The sequence below is a fragment of the Roseobacter sp. MH60115 genome (genome assembly GCF_015644665.1).
Classification (GTDB): Bacteria; Pseudomonadota; Alphaproteobacteria; order Rhodobacterales; family Rhodobacteraceae; genus Roseobacter.
The window spans coordinates 108,706-129,284 of sequence record NZ_JADOBQ010000003.1 but is presented as its reverse complement, the minus strand read 5'-3'; the positions used below and the strand labels follow the sequence as shown (position 1 = coordinate 129,284).

Here is a 20,579-nt window from a genome sequence, read left to right as displayed (position 1 = left end):
GTCAGTCGGTAGGGCGCGACCCTATTGTGGATAACTAGTGGTTAACACATTCTTAACGTGAAAATTTATTGGAAACTCTCCTTAAACGGGCAAGCGTGAAAGGGCGAAAAACTTCATTTGAAAGGGATATGCGATGAAGACGAACGTACTGTTTGCGACACCCGCACTCGAAGACACATTTGCCGTTGAAACAGACCTGCACAGCGGCGCAGGTACCGCACTTTTCACCACCAGCATGGGCCCGGCAAGCGGCGACATGATGCGCGGTGAGGCCACCGAGCTTTTCACCACGTCGATGGCCCCCGAAGCAGACACCCTGTCCGGTGCTGAAACCGGTCAGTTCACCACCAGCATGGTCGCAGGCCGCGACGCGCTCTCGGGTGATGCAACCGGTCTGTTCACGACCTCCATGTAACCACAGGGCTTCTGGACCGGGCCCGACACCCATCTCGCCCGGTCATGAGCCTTGCGCGGCAGATCCATCGGACAAAGGAAGAACCCCCATGTCTAACGTCGTCTCTTTGGGTCTGCCGCGTAGATTGGATCTGGCAGAACGCCAGACCGTACTGATCGGAAATTTTGCCTGCAACAGGCGTAGCCCGGACGATGTGTTCTGGCTGAAGGAAAATGCCGAAGTTCTGAATGTGCTGGCGAGCAGCGGTGCGATGCTGCCGGAGAGCGCGTTGGCCCCTTATCGCCGTGTCTACGACGGTCTCGACGAGCGGCTGCGGTTCTTCCCCCAATACTACCGGTTCCTGCTGTCAATCTGTCTCGACCTTGAAGATCTCGGGCTGGGCAGCGGCAAGGGCACGGAACTCTGCCGTTGGGTCGCGAAAATGGGGCTTGTCGAAGCCGAGCTTTCCGATCTGCAACGCGCCGAGGCGCAGCGATTGCTGAAGAGACGCGGCGTGGGCAGCGAAGATGTCATGCTGACAGAACGGTTGCACCGGTTCATCAACCGCTCCGAAACCTTCACGCTGCCGAACAAGAAGGCCGCCTACGAGCTGACCCATATCGTATTCTACCTGTCGGACTATGGCCTGGTTGATCCACATCTGGAGGACGCGGCCACTGCCAGTCTCGAGTTTGCCGGCCTGCTGGCCTATCTGGATCAGGACATTGATTTACTTGCGGAAATCTGCGTGGCCATGCGCTTTTCCGGGAAGCGGCCAAGTGCGATTTGGGAAGATTGGATTGCGCAGGAAATGGGCGGCTTCGTGCTGAAAGCGGATGGCCCGAAAGGCTCTGATGCCTATCATGAGTATCTGGTGACCTGCTGGTGGGCGCAGTTTGCGGATCGTCCCAGCTTTCCCGGTGAGGCATGTTCCACCGGGCTCTACGTCGCACGGCATGCGGCGCGCAAGGGGCCGTTGCGGGCAATGTCGGAGTATATGTTCCACCTTGGACCGGCACGCAGCAATGACTGGAGCCAGATGCGGGCAGCGATGACGGATGCGGTTGGCCAGGACGGGGAAGACATCCTCAGCGGCGCAGAACAATCCTCTGACCGCTTCGATGCGTTTTTTGAAAGCTTCGCGCGTGCCGACGTCTAAAGATATATAAAACCAAAGATATACGTGCCGATGTTAATCTACATCGAGAACGAGGTGCCACACCCGCAGGAGCTTGAGGCATTGGGGTTTTCAATGATGAAGCGCGCGCCGATCAGCTCTTCGGAAAAATCGATGACCGCGTCGCCGAGGAAGGGCAGCGATACTGCGTCAATAACCACCTTTTGACCGGCGCCTTCGAGCACCAGATCATCCGCCCGGGGTTCATCGAGCGCGATTTCATACTGAAACCCGGAACATCCGCCGCCTTCGACAGCCACGCGCAAGGCTTTGCCGTCAGTGGCGGCACCGATTTCAGCCAGTCTGTCAAACGCGCGGGGCGTGACCTTGGGCGGGAGTTGCATCTGCGTGCTCCGTCAAGCGGTTTCATTAAGTCTTCGCGTGCAATATAGAAACTCTCGGGACAGGCGACAAGGACCAGCACGTCATGACGGCAGTATATGCCTCCGATCCGAACCACGCCCGCGGCCGGCGTGTACGGGAAGAGGAAAGCACGTTTCGGTCCTGCTTCCAGCGGGATCGGGACAGGATCATTCACGCCAGCGCCTTTCGCAGGCTCAAACATAAAACCCAGGTCTTTATCGAGCATGAAGGCGACTACTACCGCACGCGGCTGACCCATTCGATCGAGGTGGCGCAGGTGGCCCGCACGATCGCGGGGGCCCTCGGGCTGAATGGCGAGCTGACGGAGGCGGTGGCCCTTGCACATGATCTGGGTCACACCCCCTTCGGACATACAGGCGAGGACGCGCTCTCTGTGCTCATGGCGCCCTATGGCGGGTTCGACCACAATGCGCAGGCGATCCGCATCGTCACCCATCTGGAGCGGCACTACGCGGATTTCGACGGTCTGAACCTGACATGGGAGACCCTGGAGGGCATCGCCAAGCACAATGGGCCGGTCGTCGGTCCGGTGCCCTGGGCGCTGAAGGCGTACAACGATCAACACGATCTCGAACTCTACACCTATGCCAGTGCGGAGGCGCAGGTTGCGGCGATTGCCGACGATGTGGCTTACAACCATCACGATCTGCACGATGGTCTGCGGGCGGAGCTGTTTTCCACCGACGAACTGGCCGCGCTGCCGATCCTGAACGCCTGTTTCGAGGAAGTGGATGGCACCTATCCGGGACTGAACTACTACCGCAGGCGGCACGAGGCCCTGCGCCGCTTCTTCGGTATTCTGGTCGAGGATGTGATTGATTTTGCGCAGGAAAGGCTGCGTGAACTGGAGCCCCAGTCGGTGGATGATGTCCGGGGCGCCGGGCGTACCATCATCCGCTTTTCAGATGATGTCTTCTCTGATCTCAAGGTGATCCGGTCTTTCCTCTTTGACCGCATGTACCGCGCGCCCAGCGTCGTGAAGATGCGCGCGCAGGTCACGCAGGTGGTGGAGGAGCTCTTTCCCTACTTCATGGCGCATCCGGATCAATTGCCAAAGCAGTGGCGCAAGGATGTGCAGGAGGTGTCTGACGAAATCGATCTGGCGCGCATCGTGTCGGACTATATTTCCGGCATGACGGACCGCTTTGCGCTGCAGGAACATGAGCGGTTGATTTCGGGCGGGTAAGATCGCCTAAACCCTGCGGCAGCGCGGTGTCCGGTTGACCCGCGCCTTGGGCGTGATACACCGCGCCAATCTCTGCCGAAGGACGCTGACATGAACCTTTTTGCCGATATCCGCGCGCTTGTTTTGGGGTGCTTGCAGGACATGGAGACCGCCGGGCAACTGCGCGCCGGGCTGGCCATGGACAACGTGACGGTCGAGCCGCCGCGCGATGCGGCCCATGGCGACATGGCGACCAATGCGGCAATGGTGCTGGCAAAACCTGCCGGTCAGAAACCGCGCGACATTGCCGAGGCGCTGGCCGCCCGCTTGGCCGAGGATGATCGGATCGTTTCCGCAGATGTGGCGGGACCGGGGTTCCTGAACCTGCGGCTGGCGCCAGCGGTGTGGCAGTCCGTCGTTGCCGCCGCTCTCACGGCAGGTCCGGATTTTGGCCGCGCGCAGCTGGGGCAGGGCAAACGCGTGAATGTGGAATATGTGTCCGCCAACCCCACCGGCCCCTTGCACGTGGGTCACACGCGCGGTGCCGTTTTTGGCGACGCGCTGGCCTCCCTGCTGGATTTCGCGGGCTTTGACGTGACGCGGGAGTATTACATCAATGACGGCGGCGCACAGGTCGATGTGCTCGCCCGGTCGGTGTATCTGCGGTATCTAGAGGCGCATGGGCAGGGGGTGGCCTTCCCCGATGGCACCTATCCGGGCGACTATCTGATCGCCGTGGGCGAGGCGCTGAAAGACAAGGTGGGCGACGCCTATCTCGACAAGGGCGAGCAGTACTGGCTTGAGGATCTTCGCGTTTTCGCAATGGATGCGATGATGGAGATGATCCGCGCCGATCTCAAGGCGCTCGGCGTTGAGATGGATGTCTTCTACTCCGAAAAATCGCTCTACGGGACGGGCCGGATCGAAGCGGCAATCGATGATCTTCGGGACAAAGGCCTGATTTACGAAGGCGTGCTGGAGCCGCCAAAGGGCAAGAAGCCCGAGGACTGGGAACCGCGTGAACAGACGCTGTTCAAGTCCACCGAACACGGGGATGATGTCGACCGCCCGGTCAAGAAATCCGATGGCAGCTGGACCTATTTTGCGCCTGATATCGCCTATCACTACGACAAGATCGACCGGGGCTTCGACACCCTGATCGATGTCTTTGGGGCCGACCACGGCGGCTATGTGAAGCGGATGAAGGCGGCGGTTTCCGCGCTCTCGGACGGCACCGTGCCGCTCGACATCAAGCTCTGCCAGTTAGTGAAGCTCTTCAAGAACGGCGAGCCCTTCAAAATGTCGAAACGGGCAGGGACCTTTGTGACCCTGCGCGATGTGGTCGATCAGGTGGGCCCGGACGTGACACGGTTTGTCATGCTCACACGCAAGAATGACGCGATGCTGGATTTCGACTTCGACAAGGTCATGGAGCAGAGCCGCGAGAACCCCGTGTTCTACGTGCAATATGCCCACGCGCGGGTCGCCTCGGTGCTGCGCAAGGCCACCGAAGCGGATATTCCTGTGGACGACGCAACGCTGCAGGCGGCGGACCTGAGCCTGCTCGATCACGAGGCGGAGCTGGGGTTGGCGGCCAAGCTGGCCGAATGGCCGCGTCTGGTGGAAACCGCCGCGCGCAGCAACGAGCCGCACCGGGTGGCTTTTTATCTCTATGAGCTGGCCGGAACTTTCCACGCGCTGTGGAACAAGGGCAACGAGGTTCCGTCCTTGCGCTTCGTGCAGGATGACCCAAAAGTCACAGCGGCGAAAATCGCCCTCGCAAAGGCCGTGAGCGTTGTAATTGCAGCCGGTCTTGGTATTCTTGGCGTTACACCGGCGCAGGAAATGCGGTAGCAAATCGCGACCTTCGCCCGAGCAGGCAGTCATAGACAGACCGACGGGGCATCGTATCCCATCGGCAGCGAGGCGACGATGGCGGACGTTGAATTTTCCCATGGTATGGGCGCGTATGGGCGCGAGCGCGAGGCGCCGGGTGATGAAGAACTGTCGCCCAACGCCCTGACAATGATGACAAATGTGGCTGGCGCCGTGGTCTCTCTGGCGTTGATCGCGGGGATTGGCGTCTGGGGCTACAAGCTGATGGTGCGCGATGTCTCCGGCATCCCGGTGGTGCGCGCCGCCGAAGGGGAGATGCGGGTGCGCCCCGACGATCCCGGTGGGCAGGTGGCCCGGCATCAGGGCTTGGCCGTCAACGCCGTCGCCGCAGAGGGCGTTGCCGCAGGTCCGGTGGATCAGGTGGTACTGGCCCCGCGGGACACCGATCTGGCGCAGGAAGATCAGCCGATTTCTGCCACGGACGTGGCGCCGGTGGCGCAACCCGAACCGCTCGCCCCGGCGGCGGAGGTTGTGGGCGGTGCCAAACGTATCCCTGCACGGGTGGAGAGCACGCTGGCGGAAAACCTGCAAAGCGGTGCGATTGATGCAGTTGTGGCGGAGCTGACCTCTGGCGTGACCCCGCTGGCAGAGGCTGCCGATACGGCAGCGGACACCCTTGCAGCAGATGAAGCGACCGCAGCGGACGCTCAGGAAGCCCCCCCTGAAACCAGCCCGGCACAGATTGTGAAACGCCCGCGCCTGCGACCGGGCGCGCCCGCGACATTGCAGACTGCCGCCTTTGTCGCAGAGACCCCGACGGCCGAGATTGACGCCGCCGCCATCCCGGCAGGCACGCGTCTGGCGCAGTTGGGTGCCTTTGACAGCGCCGATGTGGCGCGCAGCGAATGGGCGCGTTTGGAAAGCCGCTTTGGCAGCTATCTGCAGGACAAATCCCGCGTGGTGCAGCAGGCGCAATCGGGCGGGCGCACCTTCTATCGTCTGCGGGCCATGGGGTTTGTCGATCTGGCAGATGCGCGTCGGTTCTGTTCCGCCTTCAAGGCCGAAGGGGTCGATTGCATCCCTGTCGCGTCCAAGTGAGCAGGTTCGGCGCCACCATTCTGGACGCCGATGGGCTGGCGCTGACGCCTGCCGAGACCAGCTTTTTCCGGCAAGCCAATCCCTTTGGCTTCATCCTCTTTGCCCGCAACATCGATACCCCGGATCAGGTGCGCCGTCTGTGCGACCAGATGCGCGATGCGGTCGGGCGGGATGCGCCCATCACCATCGATCAGGAAGGCGGGCGGGTGCAGCGCCTACGCGCGCCGCACTGGGCTGAATGGCTGCCACCGCTGGATTTCGTGACCGCAGCCGGCGCAGACGCCGAAAAGGCCATGTACCTGCGCTATCGCCTGATCGCGGCGGAGCTGAAGGCGCTGGGGATCGACAGCAACTGCGCGCCCATGGTCGATCTGGCGGGCAATGAGACGCATGATTTCCTGCGCAATCGCTGCTACGGGTCGGACCCGGCCACCGTGGCGCGTTTGGGCCGTGCCGTGGCCGATGGCCTGTTGGCGGGCGGTGTTTTGCCGGTGATCAAACATATGCCCGGCCATGGCCGCACTACGCTGGACAGTCATCATGACCTGCCACACGTCAGCGCCGCGCCTGAAAAACTGGCGCAGCATGATTTTGCCCCCTTCGCAGTGCTCAGAGATTTGCCGATGGGGATGACGGCGCATCTTGTCTATGAGGCCTTGGATGACCGCCCCGCGACCCTGTCCCCCAAGGTCATGCGGCTGATCCGGGAAAAGATCGGATTTGATAACCTCATCATGACCGATGACATCAGCATGAAGGCGCTGAGCGGCAGTCTGGAAGAGATCACAACCGGTGCCCTCTCTGCCGGGTGCGACGTGGTCCTGCACTGCAATGCGCCGCTTGCCAATCGCGAGCGGGTGGCCGGGGCGGCGGGCGAGATGAGTGAGGCCGGGCAAACCAGGGCGGAACGGGCCCTTGGCTACCGGAAAGCCCCTGACGATATTGACATTGACGCCACACGCGCGCAGCTTGAGACGCTGTTGAGCGGGGCGTAAAATCGTTATGGTGCATGGCTGAAATACCCTTTGAGGAAGACAAGACATCGGTTGCGGATCGGCTCGCCGCCGAGGCGCTGATCGTCGATGTGGACGGCTTTGAGGGGCCGCTCGATCTGTTGCTGACACTCAGCCGCACGCAGAAGGTCGATCTGCGCAAGATCTCCGTTCTGGCGCTGGCGCGGCAATACCTCGCTTTCGTGGAACGCGCCAAGGCGCTGCGGCTGGAACTGGCGGCGGATTACCTGGTGATGGCGGCCTGGCTCGCCTTTCTCAAATCGCGTCTGTTGTTGCCACCGGACCCCACCGAAGAGGGGCCGTCAGGTGAGGAACTGGCCGCGCATCTGGCCTTTCAACTGGAACGTTTGCAAGCGATGCGCGATGCCGCCGCGCGGCTGATGGGGCGCGACCGACTGGGACGCGATTTCTTCTGCCGGGGGCAGCCGCATGAGGTCACCCGCACCCGCAAAATCGAATATACCGCGACGCTGCTGGACCTGATGCAGGGCTATGCGCGTATCCGCACGCGGGATGAATTCCGCCCCTTCGTCATGGACCGGGAGGCGGTGTTCACCATGGAACAGGCGCTGGAGCGGATGCGCGGTCTGATGGGCTTTGCAGGCGACTGGACGGATATCGCCAGCTACCTGCCCGAGGGCTGGGAGCTTGACCCGGTGCGGCGCCGGTCGGCCACGGCATCGACCTTTGCGGCCTCGCTGGAGCTTGTTAAAGAGGGCCATCTGGAAATCCGCCAGTCAGGGACATTCGCGCCTATCCAGCTGCGCAAGAAGGACCGCCCATCGTGAGTGACGAGACATCGGCAGCACCGGAAGAGAGCCTGTTCGAGGCCCCGCCCATGGGCGAACAGGAACGGATGGTGGAGGCCATTCTCTTTGCCTCCGCCGAACCGGTGTCCCTTAAAGAGCTGGGTGCGCGCATGCCGCATGGGTCCGACCCGGCAGAGGCGCTGGTGCATCTGCGCAAGCGGTACGAGGGCAGGGGCGTGAACCTGTGCAAGATCGGGGATGCCTGGGCGATGCGCACGGCACCGGATCTGGGCTTTCTGATGCAGCGCGAAACGGTGGAGACGCGCAAGCTCAGCCGCGCCGCCATCGAAACGCTGGCGATCATCGCCTATCACCAGCCGGTCACGCGCGCGGAGATCGAGGAAATTCGCGGGGTCTCCGTCAGCCGCGGCACCGTCGATCAACTGCTGGAGATGGAGTGGATACGCTTTGGACGTCGCAAGATGACGCCCGGACGGCCCGTGACCTTCGTGGTCACCGAAGGGTTTCTGGATCACTTCGGGCTGGAGAATGCCCGCGATCTGCCGGGCCTCAAGGAGTTGCGCGCGGCGGGCCTGCTGGAAAACCGGCCGCCGCCGGGCCTTGGATTGCCCGGTCCCGAAGACGATGCAGAAGAGGAAAGCGCCGAAGGGCAGAGCGAGCTTTTCGAGGACTAACGCCTCTTGTCCTGAAAATTGCCGCAATTGGTGCTATAGTGACGGTGAGGCAATGCATCACAGGGCAGCACAATGGACAGACTTATCAGCATGATCCTGCGCCAGATCACCCGGCGGTTGGTCAACAAGGGCGTCAATGCCGGGATCAACAAGGCCGCTTCCATGCGTCCGCGCAAGGATGATGGGGGCAACACCCCTGCGCCCCCGCAAAGCAAAGAGAGCGCCCAACGAACAAAGCAGGCGATGAAGATGCTGCGCCGCACCACGCGGATGTAACGCGCGCCTCAGGTTGCGCGAAAATGCTTGCTGAGTTTCAGGCCCTGGCCCTGATAATTTGACGCGATGCCCGCGCCGTACAGCTGTGTCGGCACCTCCGCCATGCGTTCATAGACCAGGCGACCCACGACCTGCCCATGCTCCAACACAAACGGTGCCTCGTGACAGCGGACCTCAAGCACGCCGCGCGACCCGGAACCGCCTGCCGCGTCATGGCCGAAACCGGGGTCGAAAAAGCCTGCGTAATGCACGCGGAATTCGCCCACCATGGCCAGGAAGGGCGCCATTTCAGCGGCGTATTCGGGCGGAATGGTAACCGCCTCGCGGCTGACCAGAATGTAAAAGGCACCGGGGTCGAGAATGATCTGCCCGTTTTCGCTGTGCACTTCTTCCCAATACTCGCACGGCGGGTAGTGGTCGATCAGGTCGAGGTCGATCACGCCGGTATGCGGCTTTGCCCGGTAGCCCACAAGGGTCGTCTCCGGCAGGCGCAGATCCACGGAAAATCCCAAACCCTCGTCAATCACCGCAGGGCCGTCAACCAGCGGTGTGTCGGCATGCAGCGCCCGCAGCGCATCGTCATCGAGCACCGCCTGCCCATCGCCGAAACGGATCTGGTTCAGCCGCATGCCCGGACGCACCAGAACAGAAAACGACCGTGGGCAGATCTCGGCATAGAGCGGGCCGTGGTACCCCGGCGCAATCCGATCAAATTCTGTACCGCCATCGGTGATGGTGCGGGTCAGCAGGTCCAGCCTGCCGGTCGAGCTTTTGGCGTTGGCCACGGCCTGAATGTCTTCGGGCAGGGCCAGCGATTCCATCAGCGGCACGACGTAGACACAGCCCTTTTCCAATACCGCGCCATCGCTGAGATCCACGCGGTGCATCTCAAATTCCTTCAAGCGGTCAGAGACCCGTTCGCCATGACCCGCCAGAAAGGAGGCGCGCACCCGGTAAGCCGTTGTACCCAAACGCAAATCGAGGCTGGCGGGTTGAATCTGTGCGACGTTGATCTCGCGCGTTGCGGCGATCTGGGTGTCGGCGATCATCTGCGTGATCATCTGGTTGGGCAGCACGCCGCTCATGCTCTGTCTCCTGAATGTGCAAAGGCCCGCGCACTGCAGGCGCGGGCACTTGGCAAATGTCGGATAGTGGTCGGGCTAGCAGGACTCGAACCTGCGACCTTCCGTCCCCCAGACGGACGCGCTACCAGGCTGCGCCATAGCCCGACATGAGGCGCTACATACCCGATCTGGGGGCCGAGGCAAGAGCGAATTGGCATCTGTCAGTCTTTGCGGACGTCTTTACGCGCGCTGGCCATGCTGGCGCGCAGACGGATCAATTGCGCCAGAAGCGGCTTGGCGGCCTCCTGTTGATCCGGGGCCAAGGTCTTTGTCCGTGCGAGCACCGAGAGCGCGGCAGGCTGCGCTGGCATATCGGCCTCCTGGGGCAGGGGGCCAAGTTCAATCACCCGTATTTTGGGGGCCGCCGCCGGTGCGTCGGGCTCCGCCGCAGCCTCGGCGTGGACTTCTTCGGGTGCGCTTTCCCCTTCGTCGGGAGCTTCAGGTGGTTCATCGGCCTCCTGAACTGGGTCTTCCGGGGTTTCCTCTGGCGGTGGCGCCAAGGGGCGGCGGATGAAGCTGGGCAGGCTGTCAGAGGCAGGTGCTTCGTCTGCGACCTCCTCTGCTGCGGTCTCTTCGACCGGTTCCGGCGCGGCGTCGTCTTCTGCAGCGACAGGTGTGTCCTCGGGCGCCGCATCGTCACCGGCACTTGCCTCGATAGATGCCTCAACGGTCTCGGTGTCCGGCGCGGGCGTTGCCTCTACCGGGTCAGCCTCCTCAGACAGTTTCTCTTCCGGTTCATCTGCAGCGGCTTCATCCGCGGCCTGTTCCGGTTCCGAAACTTCTTCCGCATCGGAAAAGTCCAGCATCGGCTCGGCAATTTCTTCGACCATGTCCGGGGCGGGCTCGGCCTCGTCCGGCGCGTCCTCCAGGGGTTCCGGTTCCGCGTCGGGTTCGGGCTCTGCGTCCAATACCTCGCCTTCGGGCTCAGAGGCATCAACCGGATCAGCTTCGGCTGCCTCGGGCGTCTCGGGCGCTGGCTCCGGCACATCAATCGGGTCGGGCGCAGCTTCCTCAGCCACATCCACAGCATCTTCGGTCTGCTCGGGCTCAGGTGGGACACTTTCCTCGGCAGGAGGGTCTGCCGGTGCTGTCTGCGCGGGCTGGTCGGAACTGCCTTCGATCACCGCCATGGTCAGATCGTCCAGGGCCTGCGACTGGTCCGCGACATGGCTCAGGCCCTGTTCGCGCAGGATTTTCTGCACGCCCTTGATGGTCAACCCATCCTCGTGCAGCAGTTTCTTGATGCCCCCCAGCAGCAGCATATCCGCAGGTCGGTAATACCGCCGCCCACCCGCGCGCTTGATGGGCTTCACTTGCGTGAACTTGCTTTCCCAGAACCGCAACACATGCGCCTGCACGCCCAGCCAGTCGGCAACCTCCGAGATCGTGCGAAAAGCATCAGGTGATTTGGACATCAGATCAGGACTTGTTCCCGTCGGCCACGCGATCCTTCATCAGATGTGAGGGGCGGAATGTCAGCACCCGGCGCGGATTGATCGGCACCTCTTCGCCGGTCTTGGGATTGCGCCCGACACGCGCGGATTTATCCCGCACCGAGAAAGTCCCAAAGGAGGAAATCTTGACCTGCTCGCCACGCACCAGCGCGTCGGACAGATGCTCCAGCACGGATTCCACAAGTTGCGCGCTTTCATTGCGCGACAATCCCACCTCGCGGAACACAGCTTCGCTCAGATCCATACGTGTCAAAGTCTTTTCGGCCATGTTATCCCCCGTTGCGTTTTCAGCAACCATAGGGGACGGGGATTTTCAGAGTCAATATCAATGGCTTGCGCGATGCGGTTTGAGCGGCAAATACCGCGCTACCAGCGCAGCACCACCGCGCCCCAGGCCAATCCGCCGCCGATAGCTTCGGTCACGATCAGATCGCCCTCTTTGATTTGCCCGCGCGCCCGCCCGACAGAGAGGGCCAGGGGAATCGATGCGGCAGAGGTATTGCCGTGATCCTGCACCGTCACCACCACGTTTTCCATGGGCAGGCCCAGCTTTTTGGCGGTGCCCTGGATGATGCGGATGTTGGCCTGATGCGGCACGATCCAATCCACGTCTTCGGCGGTCACGCCCGCACGCGCCATCGCCTTATTCGCGGTGGCGGCCAGCTTTTCGACCGCGTGGCGGAAGACCTGGTTGCCCTGCATGCGCAGATAGCCGGTGGTGCCCGTCGAGACGCCGCCGTCGACGTAGAGCAGATCCTTGTGGCGTCCGTCCGAGTTGAGATCGGTCGAGAGAATGCCGCGATCGTCCGACGTGCCCTTACCGTCCTGCGCTTCCAGCAGCAGGGCGCCGGCGCCATCGCCAAAGAGCACGCAAGTAGAGCGGTCTGTCCAGTCCATGATGCGGCTGAAGGTCTCCGCCCCGATCACCAGCACCCGGCTGGCCTGGCCGGAGAGGATCAGCGCATTGGCATTGCTGAGGGCATAGATGAACCCGGCGCAGACGGCCTGCACGTCAAAGGCAAAGCCGTTTTCCATGCCCAGTTCGGCCTGCACCATGGTGGCCGCAGAGGGAAAGGTCAGATCTGCGGTTGAGGTGGCCACGATAATGGCATCGACGTCCTTGGGCTCCAGCCCCGCGTCGCTTAGGGCCGCGCGGGCCGCTGCCGTCGCCATGGTCGAGGTCGTTTCGCCGTCGCCCGCAAAATGCCGCCGTTCAATGCCCGAGCGCGACTTGATCCATTCGTCGTTGGTGTCGAGCGTCGCCTCGAACTCCTTGTTTGGCACAACACGTTCCGGCAGGTAATGGCCGACACCTCTGACAACAGCTCGCAGGCTCATGTTTCGCTTTCCTCCGCGGGCAGGGCGGCGACCCGTGCTGCCAGTTTATCCGTGAACTTGATATCGGCCAGCTGAGCGGCCAGCTTGATGGCAGCGGAGACGCCGGTGGCATCCGCCGATCCATGGGATTTCACCACCGTACCATTGAGGCCCAGGAACACGCCACCGTTGACGCGTCTGGGGTCGATCTTCTTTTTCAGGCGGCGCAACGACGTATAGGCCAGCACGGAGGCCAGGCGCGACAGCGGCGAGAATTTGAACGCCTCGCGCAGCCGGTCGCCGATCAGGTTGGCGGTGCCTTCACCGGTCTTGATGGCGACGTTACCGGTGAACCCGTCCGTGACTATCACATCGCAGATATCGCCCGAGATGTCGCCGCCTTCCACAAACCCCACGAATTCGAAGCCTGCGGTGTCGCGTTGATCGCGAATCAAATCATAGGCTTCTTTCAGCTCGGTGCGGCCTTTGTGTTCCTCGGTCCCGACGTTCAAAAGACCGACGCGCGGGCGCGGCAGGTCGAGCCCGTTGCGCGCGTAGGACATGCCCATTAGCGCATAGCGCAGCAGATCGTCGGCATCTGCCTTCACGTCGGCGCCCACGTCCAGCATCACGTTGAAGCCCTGCGGATTGGACGAGGGGTAGAGCACGGCAATCGCGGGTCGGTTCACGCCCGGCAGTTTGCGCAAGCGGATCATCGAGAGCGCCATCAGCGCGCCGGTGTTGCCACAGGACACGGCAACCGTCGCTGTGCCTTCGCGCACCGCCTCGATGGCGGACCACATGGAGGTTTCCTTGCCGTTGCGCACGATGTGGCTGGGCTTGTCATCCATGCTGACCACGCCGCTGGCGTCGCGCACTTCAACACGACCATCGAGCGCGCGTTTCCGTGCGACAAGGCCGGAAAGCTCTGCTTCCGGCCCGTGCAGGATAAACTGGATGTCGGGATTCTTGCGGGCGGAGGCATCACAGCCCGCAACAACGGCGGCGGGACCTTCGTCCCCCCCCATCGCATCTACGGATATGATGATGCGTCTGGCCTTCGCGGATGCCTGATCGGTCTGCGCCGTCATAGTGCGACTGCCCCCAAAACCTTCTGCCCTTATTGTTTAAGGGAAAGGTTTAGGCCGCGTCGTCTTCCAGATCAATCTCTTCTGTGAGCGCAACCACTTCTTTGTCGTCATAGTGACCGCAGGCGGCGCAGACGTGGTGCGGGCGCTTCAACTCGCCGCAGTTGGTGCATTCGTTCGGGTTTGCCGCAACCAGGGAATCATGCGCGCGACGGTTGTTGCGGCGCGATTTGGAGACTTTGTTCTGTTGAACAGCCATTGTCTTGGGCCTTTTGTCATTCGGGGCCGGGCGCGCAAACGGGCGCGGGGCCGGGTTTCAATTCAGTTCCCAGTCTTCGGGTGTGACGTGCGTTTAGGCCCAAGCCCGGCACTTGTCCAACCCTATTTGGGTGAGCGGCGCAAAATACTGCGATTGCGCCGTGGTGCAAGCGGTTTTTTTACCTGTTTTGCAAGGCCTGCGCCGTGGCTGGCAGATTGCCGTTGATATGCGCTTTGACGAACCCGGCGAAGAGCGTCGGGTCTTCGCCCGCCCAGCCGTGCCCAAGACCCTCTGCCGTGGCGGAGACGCTGCCGGGAAAGCGCGCATTGAAGACGTCCAGACCGTCTACAATAAGCGTGTGTTCCCGCGATCCGGCCACGAAAGCCAGACGGGTTTCCGGTTGCGGGGGCGTTTTGGAGAGGTTGAAATCGACAACGTCATTGGTGGCGCGTCGAAAGGCGGCAGGGCGGGTCTGGGCGGCTGCAGACACAAACCCGTCGACATCTGCGTTCGCCCCCATCATGCGGGCGGTGCGCCGGGCCATGAAGGGGCGTGGCGCCAGCGGGGCCATGACGGCTGACATGAGTTTCATCATCCCTTTGTGCGGCATGTCACCGGGGTGGATACCGCTGAGCAGGGCCGAGGCGCAAAGCTGCGGATGCTGCATCACCATCTGCAAGCCCACATAGGACCCCAGCGACAGGGCCACGAGATGCACCTTACCACCGGTTGCCTGTTGCCTGATCGCCCCGGCGGCCTGATCAGCGCTGTCCTGTAGCGACACCCACGGGACATCGCGGCTTTGCCCGTGACCGGGCAAATCGATCAGCAGAATGCGGTAGTCCGGCAATGCGGCGGCCACGTCCCGCCACATCCATGAACTGATGCCAACGGCATGCAGAAAGGCAATGACCGGCGCATCCTGCGGACCTTGAAGGGATGTATGCAGCACGGGCGCGTTCCTTTTGGGGATCAAGACGAATCCGGCGCGTGGGCCTGCGCCGGTGCAGGGGGGGGTCAGTCCTTTGACGTCTTGTCCAATTGCGCCTTGAGATCCGCCAGCCCGGCGAAGGGGCGGGCGTCTTCATCGCGCATCGGCGTGACACCTGGCTCAGCGTAGACGGTTTCGCCCAATTCGGCGCCGTCGCTGCGCGGATAGAGCGGCAGCGCCAGAACCAGCGCCTCGATCATCACCTGCTCGGGGTCGATCCACGGGCCCAGCGGCTCCGTGGTGTCATCCTCGGGCATCTCGACCTCCGGGGCGTCGATTTCTTCGTATTGCGCGAGATACATCCGCTCCACCGGCACATCGATCCGTGTCGTGACCGGCTCCAGCGTGACGCTGCAGGGCTGCACGACGGTTGCGCCAAGCGTACCGGTCAGCCGCCAGTCGGCCCCGCCATGGGCCGCGACCTCACCGGAGAAGGACAGCTTGCGCAGGCCCAGCAGATCCAGTTCTGTGGCGATGGCCTTTAACGCGGCGGCATCGGGGCGCAGAGAAAAGGCGGTGCTGCTGTTCTGATTGAGGTCCGCGACGCGCAGGGCGCCAGCGCTCGGAGAGGATTGCTTGGCCATGAGATACTTTCGTTTCTTGAACCATGGGCGGTGCATGGTGTAAGCGAGATAAAAGCCGCGACGCACAAGGGCAAGAGGGCAGGTTAAATGGGTATCACGAAGACGGTTATCGGGGCCATGCCCAAAGCCACGCGCTGGGGGGCGGTGGCCCTTTTGTGCCTGAGCCTGTCGGCCTGTGCCGCGCGGTTTCGCGATCACGGCTATATTCCGCCGCCCGAAGACCTTGAACAAATCGTGGTGGGGATCGACACACGGTCCAGCGTCGAAGAGACACTTGGATCCGCCTCGTCCAGAGCCGTCACGGACGATGGCGCCATCTTTTTCGTGCGCAGCCGTATCCGGACCTTCGCCATGCTGGCCCCCGAAGTGGTGGAGCGCGAAGTGCTGGCCATCAGCTTTGATGGTAATGATGTCGTCTCCAACGTCGAAACCTTCGGGTTGGAGCGGGGACAGGTGGTGCCGCTGACCCGCCGGGTGACAAGCTCCGGCGTGCGGGACGTGACCTTCCTGCGTCAGCTTCTGGGCAACCTGGGCCGCTTCACACCGGGTAACCTCGGCATCGACAACTAGAATTTGTCATGCGCGCTTTAAAAATGCTGTGCTAGAAGCCTGATATCAGAATGCCGTGCCGGAGGCCCGCAATGATATCGCTGACAAAAGGCCGCTACACCGCACGGGTGGCATCATCGCCCGGCGACATTGAAGCCGCCCAGACCCTCCGAGCCCGATGTTTCGGCCTGTCTGTGGACCGCGATTCGGATGTTTTTGACGCCCGCTGCGCACATATCCTGATCGAAGACCGGGACGACCGGGTGCTGGTGTGTACCTTCCGCATGCAGGAACTGACCGGCGCGGATGTCTCCGCCAGCTACGCCGCACAGTATTATGAGCTCTCCGCGCTGGAAGCTTTCGAAGGACGCATGGTTGAAATGGGTCGGTTCTGCATTGACCCGGATGTGCGCGACCCGGACATCCTGCGCGTCGCCTGGGCGGCGATGACGGCCTATGTAGACGATCACGATGTGCAGCTGCTCTTTGGTTGTTCGTCTTTTGCGGGCACGGAAACGGCGGCCTATCTGGATGCCTTTGCCATGCTCAAGGCGCGCCACCTCGCGCCGAAACGCTGGCTGCCGCGGGTGAAGGCACCAGATGTATTCCGTTTCGCCGCACGACTACGGCGTAAACCCGATCTGAAAAAGGCGATGGCGCATATGCCGCCCTTGTTGCGGACCTACCTGCTGATGGGGGGCTGGGTCAGCGATCATGCGGTGGTGGACCGTCAGATGAACACGCTGCATGTCTTCACCGGGGTGGAGATTGGCGCGATCCCGGCGGCCCGCAAGCGGCTGCTTCGCGCGCTCGCCTGAGGTTTTGCGCGCCACGTGACGAAATTTTCCGCATCGGGAAACCGGATACGTTGACCTCACCCCGGATGCGGCATAGCTGCGGGGCATGGCACGTGTCCCTCTTTTGCAGTTGAATGATATCTCCCTGACCTTCGGCGGCGATCCCGTCTTTGAGGGTCTGGACCTCGTGGTGCAGCCGGGCGACCGGGTGGCCCTCGTCGGGCGCAACGGGTCCGGTAAATCGACGCTGATGAAGGTGATGTCCGGGCTGGTGGAACCCGACAGGGGAGAGGTCACGCCGGGGCCGGGTGTGTCCGTGGGATACATGGAGCAGGAGCCTGATCTGTCGGGGTTCGACACCCTGGGGGCCTTTGCCGCCCATGGGCTGGAGCCGTCGGAGATGTATCTGGTCGAACGCGCGGGCGAGGGGTTGAAGTTCGATCCCGCCCGCCCGGTCGAGACCGCCAGCGGCGGGGAACGCCGCCGGGCGGCGCTGGCCCGTCTTATGGCGCGCGAACCGGATCTGATGCTGCTGGATGAGCCCACCAACCATCTGGATATCGAGGCCATCGCCTGGCTTGAAATTGAACTCAAGCAAAGCCGCAAGGGCTATGTGATCATCAGCCACGACCGCGCGTTTCTGCGCGCGCTGACCCGTGCGACGCTCTGGGTTGACCGGGGGGCTGTGCGGCGGCAGGAAAAGGGCTTTGCCGATTTCGAGGAATGGCGCGATGCGGTCTGGGACGAGGAAGACACCCAGCGCCACAAGCTCAACCGCAAGATCAAGGCCGAGGCGCGGTGGGCCGTCGAAGGGATTTCCGCCCGGCGCAAACGCAATCAAGGGCGCGTGCGGGCGCTGCAGGACCTGCGCGCCGAACGGGCGGCCCAGATCAAACGGCAGGGCACGGCCGCCATGGCGCTGGACGCGGGCCCCAAATCCGGTCGCAAGGTCATTGAGGCCACGGATATCAGCAAGTCCTTTGGCGACAAGGCTATTCTCAAGCCCTTCTCGATCACCGTCCAGCGGGGTGACCGCATCGCGCTGGTGGGGCCGAATGGGGTGGGCAAAACCACCCTGCTGAACATGCTGATTGGCAAGGAAGCGCCGGATGCAGGCACGATCAAGCTGGGCACCAATCTGGAACTGGCGCTCTTCGATCAGGCGCGCGCGCAGCTGGACCCGGACATGAGCCTCTGGGACAGTCTGACCGGCGATCCGGAGATGCGTGTTTCGGGCAAGGCCGATCAGGTGATGGTGCGGGGGCAGCCGAAACATGTGGTGGGCTACCTCAAGGAGTTTCTCTTCGACGAGGCACAGGCCCGCGCGCCGGTGCGGGCCCTGTCCGGGGGCGAAAAGGCCCGGCTGCTGCTGGCGCGGATCATGGCGCGGCCCAGCAACTTGCTGGTGCTCGACGAACCGACCAATGATCTGGACGTGGAAACGCTTGATTTAATGCAGGAATTGCTGGGCACCTACGATGGCACCGTCCTGCTGGTCAGCCACGACCGCGACTTTCTGGACCGGGTCGCGGCGACGACAATCGCGATGGAGGGGGATGGCAAGGCGACAATCTACGCCGGCGGGTGGAGTGATTATCTGCGCCAGCGGGGTCAGGATGATTTCGCCGGCAGCGTTGTGAAAGCCAAGTCGAGCACGCCGTCGGAGAAGCCCAAACCCGCTGCAAAATCCGGGCTCAGCTTTACCGAAAAGCACCGGTTGGAGGCTTTGCCTGCAGAGATTGAACGCCTGGAAGCCGAGATCGCCAAGCTCGAAGAGCTGTTGGGGGATCCGGCGCTTTTCACCGACCAGCCGGTGAAATTCCAGAAGGCCACCGACGCGCTGGTCGAACGGCATGAAAAGCTCAGTGCCGCAGAAGAGGAATGGCTGATGCTTGAGGAAAAGGCGAGCGCCTAGCGCATCCGCAGGGCACCGTCGATGCGGATCACTTCGCCGTTGAGATACCCCGCCTGCACGATGAACCCGGCCAGGGCGGCGAATTCCGCCGGGTCCCCCAGGCGGGGCGGGCAGGGCACATCGGCGGCCAATCCGGCCTGCACCTCTTCCCCCAGCCCGGCCAGCATCGGCGTCATGAAAATGCCCGGCGCGATGGTCATCACCCGAATACCCAACTTGGAGAGGTCCCGCGCCATGGGCAGGCAAAGCCCGACAACCCCGCCCTTGGAGGCGGCATAGGCGGTCTGCCCCTTTTGCCCGTCGTATGCGGCGATAGAGGCGGTGTTGATGATCACGCCCCGCGCCCCATCCGGTGCCGGATGGTTTTCCTCTATCGCCTCTGCGGCCAGCCGCGCCACGTTGAAGGTGCCGACCAGATTGATGTCGATGGTGCGCTGGAAGAGCGGCAGGGGGTGCGGGCCATCGCGCCCGACCGTCTTTGCGGCATCCGCGATCCCGGCGCAGTTTACCGCCGCCGTGATACGCCCCATTTTTTCCTTGGCGAAGTTGATTGCCGCCTGCACAGATGCCTCATCCGTCACATCCGTTTGCACAAAATGCCCGCCGATTTCCGCTGCCACGGTCTCGCCGCGCGCCACGTCCCGGTCAAAGAGCGTGACCATAGCCCCCTGTGCCGCGAAATGCCGGGCGGTTGCTTCCCCCAGACCAGAGGCTCCTCCGGTCACAACGGCGGCTGTATTGCTCAGCGGCATGGCGCTTCCCTCATGATTTGAACATCTGTTCAGTTAATCACGCGGCGCGCAGCCTGTCTAGCCGCCCTGCATCAGCCCGCGGTCCAGCCGCGCAAGCGGGCGGAGCAGGGAGGTGAGGGGGCGCCACCACAGCCACGTGCCGCCAAGCCGGTGCGGTCGCGCGCCAGTGCCCAGTTTGAACCGCGCCAGCCCGGCGTTTTCTTCGGTATCGAAGGTGCCGAGTTCCAGTTTCTGCACGCCCTTGGATTTGGCCCATCGAATGGCCGACCACAGCAGCAGCGTATGGGCGGAGACAAGGCGACCAGACGGTCGCGTATGGCCGATGTGGTAGGTTGCGCCGCTGCCATGTCGCAGGATCAGCAGCGCCGCCACCGGTTCGCGCCCCCAGAACGCGGTAAAAAGTTTGGCCTGGCCCGGGTTGGCCCGCCCGTAGGCCAGGGTCAGCGCCAGTGGCCAACTGCGATAGCCGCGCTGGTGCTGTTGGACCAGATCGGCCTGCAGCATCCAATGCCCCGGATCGTCGGGCATGTTCTGGCGGGTGACGCGCAGCTTTTGCGATTGCGCATGGCGCAGCCGATTGCGCCATTTCTGGTGCAGCCCGGCAAACAAAGTCTTTTCATCGGGCGTCAGGTCCAGCTGCGCGACCGTACTGGGGCTGGCCAGGGGCAGGGCGCCGATCCGGCTGAGCGGCATCGGGCGGTCCGGGGCCAGCAGTACCGGCCCCCTGACCTTCATGCCGCGCGCCAATTCCCTTAGCGCCTCGGGCGTTTCGGCACCGGGGCGGGTGATCATATGCACCGGCAGAGGGCCTATTTTCCGGTGCAGCGCCAAGGTGCCATCCTCCAGCCGCAGGGGCGGAGTCCCAAGCGCGTTCAGCGCCCGCGCAAAGGCGTCACTTTGCTGTAAAGGGGAGGGGGCAGAGGCAGGGGCGGCATCAAACATGACCTGCATTAACCGTCCGG

23 protein-coding genes and 1 tRNA gene are annotated in these 20,579 nt (G+C 62.8%); 12 read left to right on the top strand and 12 right to left on the bottom strand.

Features of this window, described 5'->3' with window-relative positions:
* The first annotated feature begins 133 nt into the window (after positions 1–133).
* A complete protein-coding gene (locus ISX84_RS11030) occupies positions 134–415 on the top strand; it encodes a DUF6749 family protein (RefSeq protein ID WP_195820424.1) in 282 nt (93 codons plus the stop codon).
* Between the two features lie 88 nt (positions 416–503).
* Entirely contained in the window at positions 504–1,553 is a 1,050-nt protein-coding gene (locus ISX84_RS11025) for a DUF6902 family protein (protein ID WP_195820423.1), read from the top strand.
* A gap of 38 nt (positions 1,554–1,591) precedes the next feature.
* Here ISX84_RS11025 and ISX84_RS11020 read toward each other — a convergent pair whose 3' ends face one another.
* The gene (locus tag ISX84_RS11020) at positions 1,592–1,915 is read right to left on the bottom strand and encodes a HesB/IscA family protein (RefSeq protein ID WP_195820422.1); all 324 of its coding nucleotides are present in this window, start codon (positions 1,913–1,915) and stop codon (positions 1,592–1,594) included.
* 83 nt (positions 1,916–1,998) lie between these two features.
* Here ISX84_RS11020 and ISX84_RS11015 point away from each other — a divergent pair, with 83 nt between their 5' ends.
* From ISX84_RS11015 to ISX84_RS10990, 7 genes are all read left to right on the top strand, one after another.
* Entirely contained in the window at positions 1,999–3,141 is a 1,143-nt protein-coding gene (locus ISX84_RS11015) for a deoxyguanosinetriphosphate triphosphohydrolase (RefSeq protein ID WP_195820421.1), read from the top strand.
* A 90-nt stretch (positions 3,142–3,231) separates the two neighbouring features.
* Positions 3,232–4,974: an arginine--tRNA ligase gene (argS, locus tag ISX84_RS11010; RefSeq protein WP_195820420.1), complete on the top strand. Its 1,743-nt coding sequence runs from the start codon at positions 3,232–3,234 to the stop codon at positions 4,972–4,974.
* Positions 4,975–5,052: 78 nt separating this feature from the next.
* Positions 5,053–6,054 (top strand): SPOR domain-containing protein, encoded by a 1,002-nt coding sequence (locus ISX84_RS23220; protein ID WP_229884268.1) that lies wholly within the window; start codon positions 5,053–5,055, stop codon positions 6,052–6,054.
* Positions 6,051–7,049 carry a beta-N-acetylhexosaminidase gene (gene nagZ, locus ISX84_RS11005; protein ID WP_326838731.1) on the top strand — a complete coding sequence of 333 codons (999 nt, stop codon included), beginning with the start codon at positions 6,051–6,053 and terminating at the stop codon, positions 7,047–7,049. Before ISX84_RS23220 ends, nagZ begins: the two co-directional genes overlap by 4 nt.
* A gap of 14 nt (positions 7,050–7,063) precedes the next feature.
* Entirely contained in the window at positions 7,064–7,855 is a 792-nt protein-coding gene (locus ISX84_RS11000) for a segregation and condensation protein A (RefSeq protein ID WP_195820418.1), read from the top strand.
* Positions 7,856–7,905: 50 nt separating this feature from the next.
* The gene (gene scpB / locus ISX84_RS10995; protein WP_195820800.1) at positions 7,906–8,511 is read left to right on the top strand and encodes an SMC-Scp complex subunit ScpB; all 606 of its coding nucleotides are present in this window, start codon (positions 7,906–7,908) and stop codon (positions 8,509–8,511) included.
* A gap of 72 nt (positions 8,512–8,583) precedes the next feature.
* A complete protein-coding gene (locus tag ISX84_RS10990) occupies positions 8,584–8,787 on the top strand; it encodes a hypothetical protein (RefSeq protein WP_195820417.1) in 204 nt (67 codons plus the stop codon).
* A gap of 8 nt (positions 8,788–8,795) precedes the next feature.
* Here ISX84_RS10990 and ISX84_RS10985 read toward each other — a convergent pair whose 3' ends face one another.
* From ISX84_RS10985 to ISX84_RS10945, 9 genes are all read right to left on the bottom strand, one after another.
* The gene (locus ISX84_RS10985; protein WP_195820416.1) at positions 8,796–9,872 is read right to left on the bottom strand and encodes a 2'-deoxycytidine 5'-triphosphate deaminase; all 1,077 of its coding nucleotides are present in this window, start codon (positions 9,870–9,872) and stop codon (positions 8,796–8,798) included.
* A gap of 67 nt (positions 9,873–9,939) precedes the next feature.
* Positions 9,940–10,016, bottom strand: a tRNA-Pro gene (locus tag ISX84_RS10980).
* A 56-nt stretch (positions 10,017–10,072) separates the two neighbouring features.
* Complete coding sequence (locus tag ISX84_RS10975; RefSeq protein ID WP_195820415.1) at positions 10,073–11,326, bottom strand: MerR family transcriptional regulator; 1,254 nt, start codon at positions 11,324–11,326, stop codon at positions 10,073–10,075.
* A 4-nt stretch (positions 11,327–11,330) separates the two neighbouring features.
* On the bottom strand, positions 11,331–11,633 hold the full coding sequence (ihfA, locus tag ISX84_RS10970) for an integration host factor subunit alpha (RefSeq protein WP_195820414.1): 303 nt from the start codon (positions 11,631–11,633) through the stop codon (positions 11,331–11,333).
* A 98-nt stretch (positions 11,634–11,731) separates the two neighbouring features.
* A complete protein-coding gene (locus ISX84_RS10965) occupies positions 11,732–12,703 on the bottom strand; it encodes a beta-ketoacyl-ACP synthase III (protein ID WP_195820413.1) in 972 nt (323 codons plus the stop codon).
* Positions 12,700–13,773, bottom strand: coding sequence for a phosphate acyltransferase PlsX (gene plsX / locus ISX84_RS10960; RefSeq protein WP_195820412.1), 1,074 nt, complete (start codon positions 13,771–13,773; stop codon positions 12,700–12,702). Before plsX ends, ISX84_RS10965 begins: the two co-directional genes overlap by 4 nt.
* Positions 13,774–13,822: 49 nt before the next feature.
* Positions 13,823–14,029, bottom strand: a complete 207-nt coding sequence (gene rpmF, locus ISX84_RS10955; RefSeq protein WP_195820411.1) for a 50S ribosomal protein L32 — start codon at positions 14,027–14,029, stop codon at positions 13,823–13,825.
* Positions 14,030–14,207: 178 nt separating this feature from the next.
* Positions 14,208–14,981, bottom strand: coding sequence for an alpha/beta fold hydrolase (locus ISX84_RS10950; protein ID WP_195820410.1), 774 nt, complete (start codon positions 14,979–14,981; stop codon positions 14,208–14,210).
* A gap of 65 nt (positions 14,982–15,046) precedes the next feature.
* A complete protein-coding gene (locus tag ISX84_RS10945; RefSeq protein ID WP_195820409.1) occupies positions 15,047–15,604 on the bottom strand; it encodes a YceD family protein in 558 nt (185 codons plus the stop codon).
* Positions 15,605–15,691: 87 nt separating this feature from the next.
* Between ISX84_RS10945 and ISX84_RS10940 the strand changes: the two genes are divergently transcribed.
* From ISX84_RS10940 to ISX84_RS10930, 3 genes are all read left to right on the top strand, one after another.
* A complete protein-coding gene (locus ISX84_RS10940) occupies positions 15,692–16,174 on the top strand; it encodes an outer membrane protein assembly factor BamE (RefSeq protein WP_229884266.1) in 483 nt (160 codons plus the stop codon).
* A gap of 71 nt (positions 16,175–16,245) precedes the next feature.
* Positions 16,246–16,971 (top strand): GNAT family N-acetyltransferase, encoded by a 726-nt coding sequence (locus ISX84_RS10935; protein WP_195820408.1) that lies wholly within the window; start codon positions 16,246–16,248, stop codon positions 16,969–16,971.
* An 85-nt stretch (positions 16,972–17,056) separates the two neighbouring features.
* Entirely contained in the window at positions 17,057–18,865 is a 1,809-nt protein-coding gene (locus tag ISX84_RS10930; protein WP_195820407.1) for an ABC-F family ATP-binding cassette domain-containing protein, read from the top strand.
* Here ISX84_RS10930 and ISX84_RS10925 read toward each other — a convergent pair.
* Both ISX84_RS10925 and ISX84_RS10920 read right to left on the bottom strand, forming a co-directional pair.
* On the bottom strand, positions 18,862–19,617 hold the full coding sequence (locus ISX84_RS10925) for an SDR family NAD(P)-dependent oxidoreductase (RefSeq protein WP_195820406.1): 756 nt from the start codon (positions 19,615–19,617) through the stop codon (positions 18,862–18,864). The genes ISX84_RS10930 and ISX84_RS10925 overlap by 4 nt on opposite strands.
* 57 nt (positions 19,618–19,674) lie before the next feature.
* A complete protein-coding gene (locus tag ISX84_RS10920) occupies positions 19,675–20,568 on the bottom strand; it encodes a GNAT family N-acetyltransferase (RefSeq protein WP_229884265.1) in 894 nt (297 codons plus the stop codon).
* Positions 20,569–20,579 lie beyond the last annotated feature (11 nt).

Excerpts from the sequence above, each read along its gene's own strand:
- ISX84_RS11030 (WP_195820424.1), top strand. The coding sequence starts at position 134 with ATGAAGACGAACGTACTGTTTGCGACACCCGCACTCGAAGACACATTT.
- ISX84_RS11025 (WP_195820423.1), top strand. The coding sequence starts at position 504 with ATGTCTAACGTCGTCTCTTTGGGTCTGCCGCGTAGATTGGATCTGGCA.
- ISX84_RS11020 (WP_195820422.1), bottom strand. The coding sequence starts at position 1,915 with ATGCAACTCCCGCCCAAGGTCACGCCCCGCGCGTTTGACAGACTGGCT.
- ISX84_RS11015 (WP_195820421.1), top strand. The coding sequence starts at position 1,999 with ATGACGGCAGTATATGCCTCCGATCCGAACCACGCCCGCGGCCGGCGT.
- argS (WP_195820420.1), top strand. The coding sequence starts at position 3,232 with ATGAACCTTTTTGCCGATATCCGCGCGCTTGTTTTGGGGTGCTTGCAG.
- ISX84_RS23220 (WP_229884268.1), top strand. The coding sequence starts at position 5,053 with ATGGCGGACGTTGAATTTTCCCATGGTATGGGCGCGTATGGGCGCGAG.
- ISX84_RS11000 (WP_195820418.1), top strand. The coding sequence starts at position 7,064 with ATGGCTGAAATACCCTTTGAGGAAGACAAGACATCGGTTGCGGATCGG.
- scpB (WP_195820800.1), top strand. The coding sequence starts at position 7,906 with ATGGGCGAACAGGAACGGATGGTGGAGGCCATTCTCTTTGCCTCCGCC.
- ISX84_RS10990 (WP_195820417.1), top strand. The coding sequence starts at position 8,584 with ATGGACAGACTTATCAGCATGATCCTGCGCCAGATCACCCGGCGGTTG.
- ISX84_RS10985 (WP_195820416.1), bottom strand. The coding sequence starts at position 9,872 with ATGAGCGGCGTGCTGCCCAACCAGATGATCACGCAGATGATCGCCGAC.
- ISX84_RS10975 (WP_195820415.1), bottom strand. The coding sequence starts at position 11,326 with ATGTCCAAATCACCTGATGCTTTTCGCACGATCTCGGAGGTTGCCGAC.
- ihfA (WP_195820414.1), bottom strand. The coding sequence starts at position 11,633 with ATGGCCGAAAAGACTTTGACACGTATGGATCTGAGCGAAGCTGTGTTC.
- ISX84_RS10965 (WP_195820413.1), bottom strand. The coding sequence starts at position 12,703 with ATGAGCCTGCGAGCTGTTGTCAGAGGTGTCGGCCATTACCTGCCGGAA.
- plsX (WP_195820412.1), bottom strand. The coding sequence starts at position 13,773 with ATGACGGCGCAGACCGATCAGGCATCCGCGAAGGCCAGACGCATCATC.
- rpmF (WP_195820411.1), bottom strand. The coding sequence starts at position 14,029 with ATGGCTGTTCAACAGAACAAAGTCTCCAAATCGCGCCGCAACAACCGT.
- ISX84_RS10945 (WP_195820409.1), bottom strand. The coding sequence starts at position 15,604 with ATGGCCAAGCAATCCTCTCCGAGCGCTGGCGCCCTGCGCGTCGCGGAC.
- ISX84_RS10940 (WP_229884266.1), top strand. The coding sequence starts at position 15,692 with ATGGGTATCACGAAGACGGTTATCGGGGCCATGCCCAAAGCCACGCGC.
- ISX84_RS10935 (WP_195820408.1), top strand. The coding sequence starts at position 16,246 with ATGATATCGCTGACAAAAGGCCGCTACACCGCACGGGTGGCATCATCG.
- ISX84_RS10930 (WP_195820407.1), top strand. The coding sequence starts at position 17,057 with ATGGCACGTGTCCCTCTTTTGCAGTTGAATGATATCTCCCTGACCTTC.
- ISX84_RS10925 (WP_195820406.1), bottom strand. The coding sequence starts at position 19,617 with ATGCCGCTGAGCAATACAGCCGCCGTTGTGACCGGAGGAGCCTCTGGT.
- ISX84_RS10920 (WP_229884265.1), bottom strand. The coding sequence starts at position 20,568 with ATGCAGGTCATGTTTGATGCCGCCCCTGCCTCTGCCCCCTCCCCTTTA.